Origin of the sequence: Streptomyces sp. NPDC056628 (genome assembly GCF_042792555.1) — a bacterium.
Classification (GTDB): Bacteria; Actinomycetota; Actinomycetes; order Streptomycetales; family Streptomycetaceae; genus Streptomyces.
In genome coordinates this window covers 1-13,529 of sequence record NZ_JBHTWG010000005.1, presented here as the reverse complement: position 1 = coordinate 13,529, position 13,529 = coordinate 1, and the positions used below count along the sequence as shown (strand labels likewise).

Genomic DNA, 13,529 nt, shown 5'->3' with positions numbered 1-13,529 from the left:
GCTCATCCGGAGATCGTGATCGGGGCGCCGGCGAACGTCGGCAGCTGCAGCGTCACTTCCGAGGAGCCCGCCGGCGGCGCGGGGAACTGGATGAAGACCGCCAGGGACTCCCCTGCCTTGAGTGAGGTGAAGCCCGTGGTGGTGAGGGGCCGGCCGTCGGTGTCGCGCAGCACGTAGTACCGCTTCTTGTCCTTGCTGTCCACCAGGGTCGCCCCACCGAGCGACATGCCGTGTCGCAGTATCTCCGTCTCGTCTCCGCGCACGGCCGGGGGAACGGTGACACGCTGCGCGCCATCGTTCTTGAGCGTGCCGTTGACGGTGACGAAGCCACCGGAATCACGTTGCGCGGAGGTGATCTGGAGGATGAGCCCGTTCGACCCCTTCAGCTCGGCCAAGGGGGTGTCGGACTGACCTTCCTGCGTGCTGGGGCCGGGAACTCCGTCCTTCGACGCCGAAGCGGACTTCCGCGGCTTCTTGTCGCCGCTGTCTCCTCCTCCGCCTCCACAGCCCGACGCGCCAAGGGCCAGGCCGGTCGTGAGCGCCAGCGCGACCAGCGCCCTGCGGCCCTTCGCCGAGAACCGAATGCCCATCACTCCGCTTCCTTCGTCACTCGTCATTGCCTTGCCCGTCGGTCAGATGGACGTCGAAGAGGTCCTCGGGGCCGGGGAGGTCGTCCAGGTTCTCCGGGTCGAGTTGCCAGTCGGTGTCGTCGCACCTGAGCTCCGGCAGGGCCTCGTCCCCGGCGTCCTCTGCCGGGAGGTCGAACTCGCACCGCGGCTCGATCACGGAAGTAGCGGTCGCCGTGGAGTGGATGTCCTCTGTCCCGGGCACGATGGAGTCGCCGACGGGCTCGGTGGTCGCGACCTCGACCTGATAGCCCGGAGGCAGTCCGGGTTCCGAGGTGCAGAACGCGGTGGCGTTGTTCTGCGCCGCCAGCTCCCGCGCTCGTCCGCACCCGTCGAGGGGGAAACCCTCACCGTCGAAGATGTCCTGCCACTGCTCGGGGTCGAGGACGTTCTCCAGCCAGTCGTCCGTGAGCTTGTCCCGGGTGTCCAGAGCCGCAGCGAGGGCCGCCGCGTCGGCCGCGGTCTGCGCACCGTTCCGGTTCGCTGCCGCCTGACCGACCGCCAGGTAGGCGAACGCAAGAAAGAGCAGGCCGGCCACCACCGTGAGATAGATGGGGAAAGCCTGCCCAGCGTCGCCGAGCCGGGGGGACCGCCGCATCAGCCTCCGACGACCTCGGCGATTTTGTCGGTGATCGCCGTGTAAATGGTGTTGCCGATGTCCGTCCCCGTGATCGCCAGCACGATCGCCACCACCACCGCGATGATGCCCAGGTACTCCACCGCCGTCTGTCCCCTGTCGTCCCGTGCGGTGCGGGAGCGCAGGTACGCGACGGTCGCGTTGATCCAATTGCTCATGGGGGTCCCCTCCGGTGTCCGGCGATCGTTGAGCGCTCTGGGGAGAAACGTAGGCGGGAACGGCCGGAACGCCAGAGGGTCCCTGGGCCCGATTCCGCGCCATGGCCGAAAACAGTCGTCGCGTCATCGCCCCTCAGCTCCGTCCTGACGGTGAACCCGGCGCCGTACCACGCCATTTGGCTGAGGCCTCCGCCCGGCTCGTGCTGTGAAGTTTGGCGAAGATGCGGTTGATGTGGTTCTTGACCGTCTTTTCGGTGATGAAACAGGTGGCGGCGATCTGCTGGTTGCTCAGGCCCGACGCGATGAGGTCCATGATCTCCGCCTCCCTCCTGCTCAATCGGAACCGTGACCGGTACGACGACTGTGCCACAGATGGTTGCACCTGCGAAAGCGGTTCCGGCAAAGTACCGGCACGAGCGGCCCGTTCGGCGTTTGCTTGCGCGAGCAGAGTCGCGACGGAGGGCGTCAGCGGGGTCCTGCCCCGCTTCACCTCCCGTACCGCCGCGACCAGTTCGTCCGCCGTGAACTCGCCGTGGACCAGGTAGCCGCAGGCGCCCCGGCGCAGCGGCTCCCGTACGGCCTCCGGTTCCTGGCGGTAGGCCAGCATCAGCACCGGTGCGAGCCGGGCCAGTTGGGGGAGGGCCGTGAGGCCGTCCGTACCCGGCGTCCGCACGCCCAGCAGGATCACGTCGGGGCGGTGCCGGCGGGCCGCCTGCTGGGCCTCGTGGCCGTCGGCCGCCTCCGCCACGATCCGCACGTCGGCGTGGCCGGACAGCAGGGCGGTCAGGCCCGCCCGCACCACGGGGTCGTCGTCCGCCACCACGATCCGCAGCGCCTGGTGCGCCGGAATGCCGCTCATGTGCTCCCCCCTACTCCCCCGTCAGCGTCCCGAAGTCCGTGCCCGACCCGAGCAGCAGGCCCGCGCCCAGCAGGAGCAACGTCGCCGGCACCATGAAGGTGGTGATCATCAGCGTGGCCCTGGGCACCGCGCGGGCCGCCTTGCGGCGGGCGTTCTGCGCGTCGGTGCGGCGCATGTCCTTGGCGAGGGCGACCAGGGTGTCGACGATCGGCGCGCCCAGCTCCTCGCCCTGCTGGAGCGCCGTCACGAACATCGCCACCTGCTCGGAGTCGTTCCTGCGGCGCAGTTCCGCGAACGCCTGGCGGCGGCTCATGCCGAGGTCCATCTGGCGCAGGGTGATGCGCAGTTCGTCGGCCCAGGGGCCCTGGTACCGGCCCGAGACGCGGTCGAGGGCCTGGCGGAAGCCGAGGCCGGCGCTGACCACGACGGCGAGGACGTCCAGGAAGTCCGGCAGGGTCCGTTCGATCTCGTCCTTCCTGATCCGGATGGCCGACCAGATGCCGACCTCCGTCCAGAAGGCGCCGAACGCGAGCAGGAGCAGCGCGACCAGCACCTGTCCGCGCAGCAGGAAGACGAGGAAGCCGACCGCGCCCAGGAAGCCGTACACGGCGCGCCGGGCCGCGTAGCGGTCGATGGTCAGACCGCCGGGGTTGCCCGCGAGGTCGATCCTGCGCCGGTACCGGGCGACCAGCTTGGGCCCCATGAGGCGCAGTACGGCCGGGGCGTAGCGCATGCCCATGCGGTCGATCAGGGAGTCCACGGCGCCGGTGCGGGTGGAGCCGACCTCCAGCGCGAGCGCCAGGTCGGCGGGCAGTTTCGTCTCCGCGCGGTACATGCGGACGCCGGCGAAGGCACCGGCGACGGCGAGGGCCATGACGGTGGCGAGGAGAAGTCCGATTCCCATGGCGCGGCCCCCTCAGACGTCGATCCGCGAGAGGCGGCGGATCAGCAGGAAGCCCAGCGCGTACAGCCCGAACGCGACGAGGACGGCAGCCTGTCCGAGCGGGCTGCCGGTCATGCGGTCCAGGGCGCCGTCCTTCACGCCGTTCATCAGGAACAGCGATCCGACGCCCAGCACGGGGACCGCGTACGACGTCATGCTGACCTGGGAGAGCTGGGTGCGGACCTCGCGCCGGGTCTCCTTGCGCTCCTCCAGCGTCTCGGTGAGGTTCCGCAGGGCGCTGACCACCTGGCCGCCCGCCCGGTTGGACAGGACCAGCGTGGTGACCAGGACGACGAGTTCGCGGGAGGGGAGGCGGTCGGCGAGTTCGCCGAGCGCGTCGTCCATGGAGGCGCCGAGCGCCAGCTGGTGCGAGACCTTGGCGAGCTCCTCCCCGGCGGGGGCCTCCAGCTCCTCCGCGGCGAGGCCGATGGCGGTGCGCAGGGCGAGACCGGCGTGGGCGGCGTTGGCCAGGATGCGGGCGAGCTCGGGAAGCTGGTTGATGAAGCGCTCGATGCGTTTCTGCCGCTGCCAGTTCAGGAACTGCACGGCGGCCCACACGCCGAGCAGCCCGGCGATCGGCCCGAAGAAGGGGGCGAGGGCCGCCTGCCCGACGAGCCAGAGGCCGGCCACCACGGCCAGCAGGGTCACGAAGAACTCGCCGGGGGTGATCTCCAGGCCGGTGGCGGCCAGCCGCAGCTCCAGGCGCCTGCCCGGGCGGGTGCGGCGCAGCCGGCGGTCCAGGCCGGAAAAGCGGCGGCGGCGTCCTCCCGCGCCGGTGAGCTGGCCGGTCGCGGACAGGCGCTCGACCAGGGCCTGGCGGCGGGCCCGGCCGGCGGCGTACGCCTGGACGCCCAGGACGGCCAGGACGCAGGTCAGCAGCGCGATGCCGGTGGTGAGCGTGATGCGGGTCTGCAGGTCCATGGGCGGGGTCCTACCTGGCCTCTCGGGTGGCGAGCTCGAGCGGGGACGCGGCGACGCCGAACGCCTGCGGGATCGGCTGGTTCGCCATGTAGAGGCGGTCGGCGGTGCGGCGCGGGAGCGGGTAGCAGGCGAAGGCACCGTGGACGCGGCCGTCCGGTGTCATGGGCTGGGCGTTGAACCGGGCCACCGTCACCAGCCGGTACGGCTCCGCCCCGTGGCTGTCCAGGACCGCGATCTCGGTGATGCGGCGGGCGCCGTCCGGGAACCGGGTCAGCTGGATGATCACGTCGACGGCGCTGTTGATCTGGTCGTGCAGCGCCTCGAAGGGGACGGCGACCTCGGACATGGACGCGAGGGTCTTCAGCCGCATCAGGGCGTCCTCGGCGCTGTTGGCGTGCACGGTGGCCAGCGAGCCGTCGTGGCCGGTCGACATGGCCTGGAGCATGTCGAGGGACTCGCCGCCGCGCACCTCGCCGACGACGATCCGGTCGGGGCGCATCCGCAGGGAGTTGCGGACCAGGTCGCGGATGGTGACCTGTCCCTTGCCCTCGACGTTCGGCGGGCGGGACTCCAGGCGGATCACATGCGCCTGCTGGAGCTGGAGTTCGGCGGAGTCCTCGATGGTGATGATGCGCTCGGAGGAGGGGATGAGGCCGGACAGGGCGTTCAGCAGGGTCGTCTTGCCGGTGCCGGTGGCGCCGGAGACGATGACGTTGAACTTGGCCTGCACGAGGCCGGCCAGCAGGAACACCATGGGTTCGTCGAGGGAGCCGAGGCCGGTCATCTCGTGCAGGGTGAAGGAGCGCGGGAAGCGGCGGATGGTGAGGGTGGCCCCGCTGAGGGACAGCGGCGGGATGATGACGTTGACGCGCTCGCCGGACGGCAGCCGGGCGTCCACCATCGGATTGGACTCGTCGACCCGGCGGTTCACGGTGGAGACGATCCGCTCGATGGTCTGCATGAGCTGGTCGTGGGAGGCGAAGCGCAGCGGCAGCTGCTCGACGCGGCCCGCGCGTTCGACGAAGATCGCGTCGGGGCCGTTCACCATGATCTCGGTGATCGACGCGTCCTCCAGGAGCGGTTCGAGGATGCCGAGGCCGAGCGCCTCGTCGACGACCCGGCGGATCAGCTGGGCGCGCTCGGACGTGGACAGCACCGGGCCCTCGCGGCTGATGATGTGGCCGAGCACCCGCTCCAGGCGGGCCCGGCGCTCGGCCGCGGCCAGGGAGCTCATCTCCGCGAGGTCGATCTCCTGGAGGAGCTTGGCGCGGTAGGTGGCGACGAGGTGGGCGTCCTCGCCCCGGCCGCCCTTCTCCTCGGGGGTGGTGATGCGTGACCTCAGGCTCATGGGCTTCCTCGTTCAGTGGTCGAGCGGCATGATCGCGGTCTTCTCGGCGGGGTCGAACTCCCAGCCGGGGACGATCGACGGGATCTCGACCGTCGCGGTGACGGAGACCTCGTCACCGCCCACGAGGGGCGGGCAGCTGACCTGCACCCATTCGCTGACCGCGGCGGAGCAGGCCGCCTGCGCGCTCTCGTCCAGGGAGGCGGCGCGTGCCCCGGCCCGTGCCGCGGTGCCGGCCTGCTGGGCGGCGTAGGCGATGAGGCCGAGCTGGATGCCGGCCAGGGCGACGAGGATCAGCAGGGGGAGGAACCCGAGGTACTCCAGGGCGACCTGCCCGCGGTCGCGGTGCTTCCCGCCGTACGCCATCTCAGTCCCTCCCCTCCTCCTCGACGGCCCCGGCGTGGCCGTCGACCGTGAACGGGAACCCGATGGACCCGGGGAAGAGGACCGGCACCTCGAGCTTCACGTCGGCCGTCACCATCCCTCCGCCGGTGCCGCACCGCACCTCGCCGGTCCACGCGCCCGGCAGGTCCGCGAAGCCGGCCTCCTGGCACGCGGCGTCCCGGGCCCCCCGGTCCGCGGCCGTCGCCGCCCGCACCGCCTCGTCGGCGGCGTGCCCCGCGAGCGTGTACGTGTATCCCACCAGGACGCACTGCCACAGCAGCACCAGTGTCAGCAGGATCAGCGGTGTCATCCCGAGGAACTCGATCGCGACCTGCCCCCGGTCCCCCCGCCGCCGCCTCACCGCCCTATCTCCTTGCGCCGCCGGAAGGTCACCGCGGGCCGCTCCCCGCCCCGGGCCCGCTCACCGCCCCGGGCCCGTCCGCCGCGCCGCGGAGCGGCGCTCTCGGTGCCCGCGACCAGGCCCAGTTCGCCCGCGAGGGCCCACAGGGCCTGCTTCACGGTCGACTTGGCGTCCAGTTCGTGCACCCGGCCGGCGTCGACGGCGCCCTGCAGCTCCTTGTAGTTGGCCGGGACGGCGGTGGCCGCGACCGCGGTACCGGTGATGCGCTGGATCAGGGCGGGCTGGATCTCAGCGGACCGGGTGTGGCGGTTGACGACGATCGTGGTCTCCTCCGCCTTGCGGATCTGCAGGCGGTCCCACATCCGGACGGTGCGCTTGGCGCCGCGCACCGCGACCACGTCGGGGGTGGTGACGAGGAGCGCGGCGTCGGCCATCTCCACGGCGGCCGCGCCCGCGCCGCTGAGCTGGGCGCCGCAGTCGACGACGACCACCTCGTAGCGGGAGCGCAGCGCGCCGACGATGTGCCGGGCGGCCGCGTCGGTGACCTCCTCGCCGCGCTCCCCGTCGCCGGGGGCGAGGAGCAGGGCGACCCCGGTGTCGTGCCGGAACACCGCGTCGGCGAGGACGCGCGGCGAGATGTCGGTGATGGCGGCGAGGTCGGCGACCGAGCGGCGGAACTGGATGTCCAGGTAGGAGGCGATGTCGCCGGTCTGGAGGTCCATGTCGAGCAGGGCGGTGCTCCGGCCGGACGCCTGCGCGGCGAGGGCGAGCTGGATGGCGGTCAGGGTCGTGCCGACGCCGCCCTTGGCGCCGCTGACCGTGACGACGGTGCCGCCGGCTCCGCCGAACACGTCGGGTCCGGCGCCCAGGTGCCGTCGTACGCCCACCGACCACTGGGCCACGGCGTTGACGCGGCTGGCGAGTTCCTCGTAGTGCAGGGGCAGCGCGACCAGGCCGCGGGCGCCGTGGTCCATGGCGGCCTGGAAGAGGCCGGGGCTCGCGTCGGAGGTGACGAGGATGACGCCGACGGCCGGGAAGCGCAGGGCGACCTCGCGGATCAGCTCCAGGGCCGGTACGGGGCCGACGCGTTCGTGGACGACGACGACCTCGGGCAGTTCGTCGACGGACTCGGCCGCGAGACGGGCGAGGGTGTCGACGAGCTGGGTGGAGTCGGTGACGGGGGCGACCGGCTCGGCGTCGGGGAGCTGGCTCAGCAGGGTGGTGAGGGAACGGACCGCGTCCGCGTCGCCGACGGCCGGGAGGATCCTCGTGGGCATGGGGGCCTCTCACTTGTCCTTGGCGAGTTCGTAGGTGCGGTCCGACGGGGCGACGTCGGGGACGGCACCGGGCGCCACCAGCGCGAGCCGCACCTCGTCGGCGAACGACTCGGCGTAGGTGATGCGCTGGGCGTCGACGGTCCTGAGCGCGAAGGTGATGGGGACGGCCTCGACGGTGCGGCGGTCCCGCGCGTCGCGGTCGGGCTCCAGCGAGGTCAGGTCGCCGACGTCGATGACACGGGCGTTGGCCACGATGAGCTTGGACTGGTCGGCGGCGCCGTCGCGCTCGCCCTTGAAGGTGGCGTAGACGTTGACCGTGGAGCCGGGGGTGATCTTCCCGGCGACGCCGGTCGCCGCGTCGATCATGATGGCGAGTTCCTGCTCGTCCGACTTCAGGGCGGGCTGGTCGACGATCATGTCGCTCTGGAGGAGGGAGCCCTCCTTGAGCGTGGTGACGGCGATCTTGCCGCGGATGTCGCGCAGGTCGGTGACGGCGTTCGGGCTCAGCCACCGCTCGGGCATCTCGATCTTCTCGAACTGGGCCGCGCCGAGCGGGGTGTAGGGGGGGACGTCCCGGGTGAGCCGGTAGGCGGTGACCTCCGGGCCGACCTCGGACTTCACGTCGCTGATGACGGAGAGCACGCCGGCGAAGGCGCCGAGGGCGCACAGGACCGACAGGAGCAGGAGTATCACGCCGCGGCGCTGACGGGAGTTCATGAACCGTGCAACCTCATTGGGGGAATCGGTCGGGGGCGGTCGGTGGGTCCGGCCGGGGGCCGGGTCCTGGTCCGGTCAGCCTGCGCGGGCGGGCTGCTCGTGGGCGGGCGGGGTGGCGGAGCAGAAGACGCAGCGGTCGCCGATGACGTCGATGCCGCACCAGTGGCAGGAGCTCTGCCGCACGGAGCTGACGAGTTGGTAGAGCACCGGCAGGTCGGGCAGGAAGGCGCAGAACTCGATCAGTTTGGCCGTCCCCCACCACGGGGCCGACTCGGCGGGCAGCACCACCTCGCGCAGGCCCTGGGCGCGCCACGACGGGGCCAGGGTGCCGGCGACCCAGTCGGACTGGAGCTGGCCCTGGGCGACCAGCATCGAGGTGCCGAACTCCGGTCCGGGCAGGGTGACTCCGGGGGCGGCGCGGACCAGCCGGGGCGACGGGTGGGCGAGGACGCCGAACTGGCTGCCGGGCATCCAGGACCGGGCGTGCGAGCCGAGGTCGACGGGGACGCGGTCGAGCTTGGCGACGGAGCCGAGGAGCGCGCCCGCGTGCAGGTAGTGGGTGAGCAGCCGGCCGGCCGAGGCGAGGATGCCGGGGCTGAGGTCGCAGGAGGCGAGCTGCCGCAGCTGGCGGGCGAGGACGGCGAGCGCGAGCGGGGGCAGCGCGGGTTCGAAGACGGCGATGCGGTCGCTCTCCAGCAGGGACCGTACGGTGTGCAGCCGCTGCCGGGCGCGCCGGGAGGCGGCCTGGGAGCAGACCACGATCACATGGCCGTGCTGGTCGGTCAGGGTCTGCAGGTGCGCCAGCGACCGCTCCAGCGGCTCCCGTTCGAGGTCCGGGAGCACCACGGCGGGCACGGTCCGCTCGTCCTGCACCGGCAGTGCCATGTCGGCACTGGTCACGGCAATGGCAGTTGGCACGCGTCGCTCCCCGTCTCCCCGCCTGGCCCCGGCGCTCCCGTGTCACTCCGGTGCACCGGGACGACTTCGTTGCGTGACTGTCCCTGCACTGTATCCGCGGCTCGATGACCGGAGAACAGCGTTTCCGCAGCCGGGAGATAACTGTCCACCCCCAACTCCCGTCAAAACGGGGCAGGTCGCGCACACAAACTCTCCACGACCGGAACCTCTTGACAGTTGGATTGGTCTGGACCAACGTGTTTTGGCATGTTCATAAACAGATCCCGGCGCCTCCCCGGACGGCCGGCGCGCCTCTGGGCCGCGGCCGCCGCCTCCGCCCTCTCCCTGACCTTCCTGGGCGCCGGTCAGGCGTCCGCGGCGGACGTCAACAACGCGAAGAACGCCGGCTTCGAGTCCGGCCTGAGCAACTGGACCTGTACCGCGAACAGCGGCACGACGGTCTCCTCTCCGGTGCACGGCGGCGCGACCGCGCTGAAGGCGACACCGGCCGGGCAGGACAACGCCCGGTGCTCGCAGACCGTGACCGTGAAGCCCAACTCCACCTACACGCTGAGCGCGTGGGTCCAAGGCGGCTACACCTACCTGGGCGTCACGGGCACCGGCACCACCGACGTGTCGACCTGGACCCCGGACTCGGCGTCCTGGAAGCAGCTGTCGACGACGTTCACCACCGGCGGCTCCACCAGCTCGGTGACGGTGTACACCCACGGCTGGTACGGCCAGGCGGCGTACTTCGCCGACGACGTCTCCGTGTACGGGCCGGACGGCGGCGGGGGCACCGACCCCGCTCCGACGGTCCCCGGCGTCCCGGGCGGGCTCAGCGTCTCGGGCCGCGGCTCCTCCTCCATCTCGCTGGCCTGGAACACGGTCTCCGGCGCCACCGGCTACAACGTCTACCGCAACGGCACCAAGGTGACGGCGGTCGGCGGCACCTCGGCGACGGTCACCGGCCTCGCGGCCTCCACGTCGTACTCCTTCCAGGTCACCGCCACCAACTCGGCCGGTGAGTCGGCGAAGTCGGCGACCGTGACGGGGACGACCACGGCGACCCCGACGGGCCCCGCCCTGCCCAGGCACGCGGTGACCGGCTACTGGCAGAACTTCAACAACGGCGCGGCCGTGCAGAAGCTGGCCGACGTGCAGTCCCAGTACGACATCATCGCCGTCGCCTTCGCCGACGCGACGGGGACGCCGGGCGCGGTCGCCTTCAACCTGGACTCGGCCGGGCTGGGCGGCTACACCGTCGACCAGTTCAAGGCCGACATCCGGGCCAAGCAGGCCGCCGGGAAGAAGGTCATCGTCTCGGTCGGCGGCGAGCGCGGCACGGTGGCCGTGAACGACTCCGCCTCGGCGGCGAACTTCGCGAACTCGGTGTACGCGCTGATGCAGGAGTACGGCTTCGACGGCGTCGACATCGACCTGGAGAACGGCCTCAACGCCACCTACATGACGCAGGCCCTGCGGTCCCTGTCGGCGAAGGCGGGCTCGTCGCTGATCATCACGATGGCGCCGCAGACCATCGACATGCAGTCGACGTCCAGCGCCTACTTCCAGACGGCGCTGAACATCAAGGACATCCTCACCGTCGTCAACATGCAGTACTACAACAGCGGTTCGATGCTGGGCTGCGACGGCAAGGTCTACAGCCAGGGCTCGGTGGACTTCCTGACCGCCCTCGCCTGCATCCAGCTGGAGGGCGGCCTCGCCCCCTCCCAGGTGGGCCTCGGCCTGCCGGCCTCCACCCGGGGCGCGGGCAGCGGGTACGTGTCGCCGACGGTCATCAACAACGCGCTGGACTGCCTCGCCAAGGGCACCGGCTGCGGCGCGTTCAAGCCGTCGCGGACCTACCCGGACCTGCGGGGCGCGATGACCTGGTCGACCAACTGGGACGCGACCGCGGGCAATGCCTGGTCCAACGCGGTGGGACCGCACGTCCACGCCCTGCCGTAGGGACGTCTCACCCCGCCGGACGGTAGTGGCCGAGCACCCAGGCCAGCTGCGGGAACCACTCCTGCAGCCTGGCCCGGGGCTTGGCGTCCACCACACACTCGTAGAACAGGCCGTCCTGGTGGATCACGGCGACCATCAGCGCCTTGCCGTTCGGGCTCGCCTGGTAGTGGACGCTGCGGATCTCCGGCCAGCGGAACTCGACCGTCAGGCCGTACATCTCGAAGACCACACCGGAGGCGTCGACCACGACCGCGTTGCGCTTGTCGACGGCCAGGAACTCCGGACCGGCCGGCGCCGCCGGCTGTGGCGGCACCGGGCCGTATCCCGGCTGCGCGGGGGCGTAGGAGGGCGGCGCGGGCGCCTGGTGCGGCGCGTACTGCGGCGGGGGCGGGCCGAAGCCCGGGCCGGGTGCGGGTGGCTGCTCGCTCATCGGGGGGTCCTGCTCCTCGTCCTCACGGGAAACCCGGCAGACTTCCGGGTGCTGCGGTGAAACATTCTCCCCGCCCCACCGCATCAGTGAGGTGAGGGCCTGACCGCACAGCCGCAGGGGGACGTATGAGACAGCCGCGCGCGGACGAGTACGCGCAGTTCGCGGCGGCCAGGGCCGGGCATCTGTACCGCTCCGCCTGTCTGCTGACGGCCGGGGACACCCATCTCGCCGAGGACCTCGTCCAGGAGGCGCTCGGCCGCATCTACGTCCGCTGGGGCCGGATCTCCCGGGTGGACAACCCGGCCGGCTACGCGCAGACCGTCCTCACCCGCGTCTTCCTCGCCCACCAGCGGCGGCGCAGCAGCACCGAGCGGGCCACGGACACGATCCCCGACCGGGCCGCCGCCGACGGCGGCCACGGCGACCTGCCGCTGCGGCTGACCCTGCTCCAGGCGCTGGCCCGGCTGCCCGCCAAGGACCGTGCGGTCGTCGTGCTGCGCTACTGGGAGGACCGCTCCGTCGAGGAGACCGCCGACGTCATGAACGCCAGCTCGGCCGCCGTGCGCACCCGGTGCACCCGGGCGCTGGGCCGGCTGCGCGAGCTGCTCGGCGAGGAACTCGGCGAGTACGCCACGTCCTGACCCCGATGCCCGACCCCTCCTTCTGAGAACGGTGGATCCGCCATGCCCGTGGAACACGACCAGGAACCCTTCGAGACACGGCTCGGGCACGCCCTGCGCGACGCCGGTGACCACTTCACGGCCGACCGCACGGCACTCGTCGACGGGGGACTCGCCCGAGGTCGCCGGCAGCGGCTGCGCCGGCGCACGGCGGTCCTCGGCGGGGTCGCCGGGGTCGCGCTGGCCGGGGTCGGCGGGACGCTGCTCACCACCCCCTGGGACGACGGCTCCGCCCCCCGGCCCGGCACGTCCGGACGGCCCTCCGCGCAGGCGCTGGTGGCGCCCGTCACCGGACACGAGCTGATCGGGTCGCTGAAGGAAATGCTGCCCGAGGGAAAGGTGAGCGGGCAGGAGGCCCAGGGCGGCGCGGACCGCTCACCGGCGCCGTACGCGCGTCTCGTGTTCGACGACGGCAAGGGGGCCGCGGCGGTCGTCGTCGGCCTGGACCGCATCGGGTTCGGCGGTCAGCACGCCCGCCAGACGGTCGACTGCCCCGACCGGGCGCTGGTGCGGCACGACGCGTGCGTCTCCACCACGCTGTCCGACGGCTCGCTGCTGAGGCTGTTCCAGGGGTACGTGTACGGCGACGGGCGCGCGAAGACCAAGCTGTGGTCGGCCGACCTGGTCACCCCGGCCGGCCAGCACGTCTTCGTCAAGGAGCTCAACGCCGCGGCCGAGAAGGACTCGCCGGTGACCCGGCCCGAGCCCCCGCTGTCCACCGCCCGGTTGGAGAAGCTGGTGACGGCGCCGGTGTGGCGCGGCTACGTCGACTCGCTCCCCGAGGACCCGCTGGAGGAGTCGGAGCCGCCCGCCGAGCCGTCCGTCGACTCGGTGCTGGACACGCTTGCGGCCCTGCTGCCCCGCGGGGCGAAGGTCGTGGAGCGGGGCGAGGACTACTCGTTCCTCGTCCTGGACGACGGCGGGGGCCGCGGCTATGTGCAGGTCGACGTCCAGCAGAACATGGGCGACGTGGCCGGGGACCTCTTCGGGGAGGGGTCCCAGACGCTGCCGGACGGGACGCTGGTGAACTTCCGCGAGAACGGCGGTGACAAGGGCGTGCCCGGTGCCGTGATGTGGACCGTGGACTCCCTGCGCACCGACGGCTTCCGGGTCGCCGTCAGCGCCCTCAACGCGCCGAGTCAGCACGACGCCCCCAGCCGCCCGGCACCGGTCCTCACCCAGGCACAGCTGCGGAAGATCGCCCTGAGCGCGCGGTGGGACCGGTACCGCTAGGGCGTGTTTCGAAAGTAGCGTCGTCCGCCCGAAGGGCGGGGTCCGCGGCGTCTGGTGCGGTGCATCGCAAGGCGGAGGGTCGTCCGCGTA

Annotated in this window: 16 protein-coding genes; 3 read left to right on the top strand and 13 right to left on the bottom strand. The window is 72.0% G+C overall.

Annotated elements, in window-relative coordinates; all coding sequences use genetic code 11:
* Positions 1-2: 2 nt before the first annotated feature.
* The 12 genes from ACFRAC_RS09265 to ACFRAC_RS09210 form a co-directional block, all read right to left on the bottom strand.
* Positions 3-590, bottom strand: a complete 588-nt coding sequence (locus tag ACFRAC_RS09265) for a hypothetical protein (protein WP_382922752.1) — start codon at positions 588-590, stop codon at positions 3-5.
* Positions 591-606: 16 nt separating this feature from the next.
* Positions 607-1,224 carry a pilus assembly protein TadG-related protein gene (locus tag ACFRAC_RS09260; protein ID WP_382922750.1) on the bottom strand — a complete coding sequence of 206 codons (618 nt, stop codon included), beginning with the start codon at positions 1,222-1,224 and terminating at the stop codon, positions 607-609.
* Complete coding sequence (locus ACFRAC_RS09255; protein ID WP_361345101.1) at positions 1,224-1,421, bottom strand: hypothetical protein; 198 nt, start codon at positions 1,419-1,421, stop codon at positions 1,224-1,226. The genes ACFRAC_RS09260 and ACFRAC_RS09255 overlap by 1 nt, the downstream gene beginning before the upstream one ends.
* A 133-nt stretch (positions 1,422-1,554) precedes the next feature.
* Positions 1,555-2,280, bottom strand: coding sequence for a LuxR C-terminal-related transcriptional regulator (locus ACFRAC_RS09250; RefSeq protein ID WP_382922748.1), 726 nt, complete (start codon positions 2,278-2,280; stop codon positions 1,555-1,557).
* 10 nt (positions 2,281-2,290) lie between these two features.
* Positions 2,291-3,184, bottom strand: coding sequence for a DUF5936 domain-containing protein (locus ACFRAC_RS09245; protein ID WP_382922746.1), 894 nt, complete (start codon positions 3,182-3,184; stop codon positions 2,291-2,293).
* 12 nt (positions 3,185-3,196) lie between these two features.
* On the bottom strand, positions 3,197-4,144 hold the full coding sequence (locus ACFRAC_RS09240; protein WP_382922744.1) for a type II secretion system F family protein: 948 nt from the start codon (positions 4,142-4,144) through the stop codon (positions 3,197-3,199).
* 10 nt (positions 4,145-4,154) lie between these two features.
* Entirely contained in the window at positions 4,155-5,492 is a 1,338-nt protein-coding gene (locus ACFRAC_RS09235) for a CpaF family protein (protein WP_344408277.1), read from the bottom strand.
* 12 nt (positions 5,493-5,504) lie between these two features.
* Positions 5,505-5,855, bottom strand: a complete 351-nt coding sequence (locus tag ACFRAC_RS09230) for a TadE/TadG family type IV pilus assembly protein (RefSeq protein WP_382922741.1) — start codon at positions 5,853-5,855, stop codon at positions 5,505-5,507.
* 1 nt (position 5,856) lies between these two features.
* Positions 5,857-6,183, bottom strand: coding sequence for a pilus assembly protein (locus ACFRAC_RS09225; RefSeq protein ID WP_382923232.1), 327 nt, complete (start codon positions 6,181-6,183; stop codon positions 5,857-5,859).
* A 47-nt stretch (positions 6,184-6,230) separates the two neighbouring features.
* Positions 6,231-7,511, bottom strand: coding sequence for a CpaE family protein (locus ACFRAC_RS09220; protein WP_382922739.1), 1,281 nt, complete (start codon positions 7,509-7,511; stop codon positions 6,231-6,233).
* A 9-nt stretch (positions 7,512-7,520) separates the two neighbouring features.
* Positions 7,521-8,228, bottom strand: a complete 708-nt coding sequence (gene cpaB / locus ACFRAC_RS09215) for a Flp pilus assembly protein CpaB (protein ID WP_382922737.1) — start codon at positions 8,226-8,228, stop codon at positions 7,521-7,523.
* A 75-nt stretch (positions 8,229-8,303) separates the two neighbouring features.
* Positions 8,304-9,113, bottom strand: coding sequence for a hypothetical protein (locus ACFRAC_RS09210; protein ID WP_382923230.1), 810 nt, complete (start codon positions 9,111-9,113; stop codon positions 8,304-8,306).
* Between the two features lie 279 nt (positions 9,114-9,392).
* Here ACFRAC_RS09210 and ACFRAC_RS09205 point away from each other — a divergent pair, with 279 nt between their 5' ends.
* Entirely contained in the window at positions 9,393-11,096 is a 1,704-nt protein-coding gene (locus tag ACFRAC_RS09205) for a chitinase (protein ID WP_382922735.1), read from the top strand.
* A 7-nt stretch (positions 11,097-11,103) separates the two neighbouring features.
* Here ACFRAC_RS09205 and ACFRAC_RS09200 read toward each other — a convergent pair whose 3' ends face one another.
* Positions 11,104-11,526, bottom strand: a complete 423-nt coding sequence (locus ACFRAC_RS09200) for a hypothetical protein (protein ID WP_382922733.1) — start codon at positions 11,524-11,526, stop codon at positions 11,104-11,106.
* A 125-nt stretch (positions 11,527-11,651) separates the two neighbouring features.
* Between ACFRAC_RS09200 and ACFRAC_RS09195 the strand changes: the two genes are divergently transcribed.
* A complete protein-coding gene (locus ACFRAC_RS09195; protein WP_361345119.1) occupies positions 11,652-12,167 on the top strand; it encodes a SigE family RNA polymerase sigma factor in 516 nt (171 codons plus the stop codon).
* A gap of 42 nt (positions 12,168-12,209) precedes the next feature.
* On the top strand, positions 12,210-13,439 hold the full coding sequence (locus tag ACFRAC_RS09190) for a hypothetical protein (protein WP_382922731.1): 1,230 nt from the start codon (positions 12,210-12,212) through the stop codon (positions 13,437-13,439).
* Positions 13,440-13,529: the final 90 nt, after the last annotated feature.

Coding starts and splice junctions, on each gene's coding strand:
- ACFRAC_RS09240 (WP_382922744.1), bottom strand. CDS start 4,144: ATGGACCTGCAGACCCGCATCACGCTCACCACCGGCATCGCGCTGCTG.
- ACFRAC_RS09200 (WP_382922733.1), bottom strand. CDS start 11,526: ATGAGCGAGCAGCCACCCGCACCCGGCCCGGGCTTCGGCCCGCCCCCG.
- ACFRAC_RS09190 (WP_382922731.1), top strand. CDS start 12,210: ATGCCCGTGGAACACGACCAGGAACCCTTCGAGACACGGCTCGGGCAC.
- ACFRAC_RS09220 (WP_382922739.1), bottom strand. CDS start 7,511: ATGCCCACGAGGATCCTCCCGGCCGTCGGCGACGCGGACGCGGTCCGT.
- ACFRAC_RS09230 (WP_382922741.1), bottom strand. CDS start 5,855: ATGGCGTACGGCGGGAAGCACCGCGACCGCGGGCAGGTCGCCCTGGAG.
- ACFRAC_RS09245 (WP_382922746.1), bottom strand. CDS start 3,184: ATGGGAATCGGACTTCTCCTCGCCACCGTCATGGCCCTCGCCGTCGCC.
- ACFRAC_RS09250 (WP_382922748.1), bottom strand. CDS start 2,280: ATGAGCGGCATTCCGGCGCACCAGGCGCTGCGGATCGTGGTGGCGGAC.
- ACFRAC_RS09225 (WP_382923232.1), bottom strand. CDS start 6,183: ATGACACCGCTGATCCTGCTGACACTGGTGCTGCTGTGGCAGTGCGTC.
- ACFRAC_RS09255 (WP_361345101.1), bottom strand. CDS start 1,421: ATGAGCAATTGGATCAACGCGACCGTCGCGTACCTGCGCTCCCGCACC.
- ACFRAC_RS09195 (WP_361345119.1), top strand. CDS start 11,652: ATGAGACAGCCGCGCGCGGACGAGTACGCGCAGTTCGCGGCGGCCAGG.
- ACFRAC_RS09260 (WP_382922750.1), bottom strand. CDS start 1,224: ATGCGGCGGTCCCCCCGGCTCGGCGACGCTGGGCAGGCTTTCCCCATC.
- ACFRAC_RS09235 (WP_344408277.1), bottom strand. CDS start 5,492: ATGAGCCTGAGGTCACGCATCACCACCCCCGAGGAGAAGGGCGGCCGG.
- ACFRAC_RS09210 (WP_382923230.1), bottom strand. CDS start 9,113: ATGGCACTGCCGGTGCAGGACGAGCGGACCGTGCCCGCCGTGGTGCTC.
- ACFRAC_RS09265 (WP_382922752.1), bottom strand. CDS start 590: ATGGGCATTCGGTTCTCGGCGAAGGGCCGCAGGGCGCTGGTCGCGCTG.
- ACFRAC_RS09205 (WP_382922735.1), top strand. CDS start 9,393: ATGTTCATAAACAGATCCCGGCGCCTCCCCGGACGGCCGGCGCGCCTC.
- cpaB (WP_382922737.1), bottom strand. CDS start 8,228: ATGAACTCCCGTCAGCGCCGCGGCGTGATACTCCTGCTCCTGTCGGTC.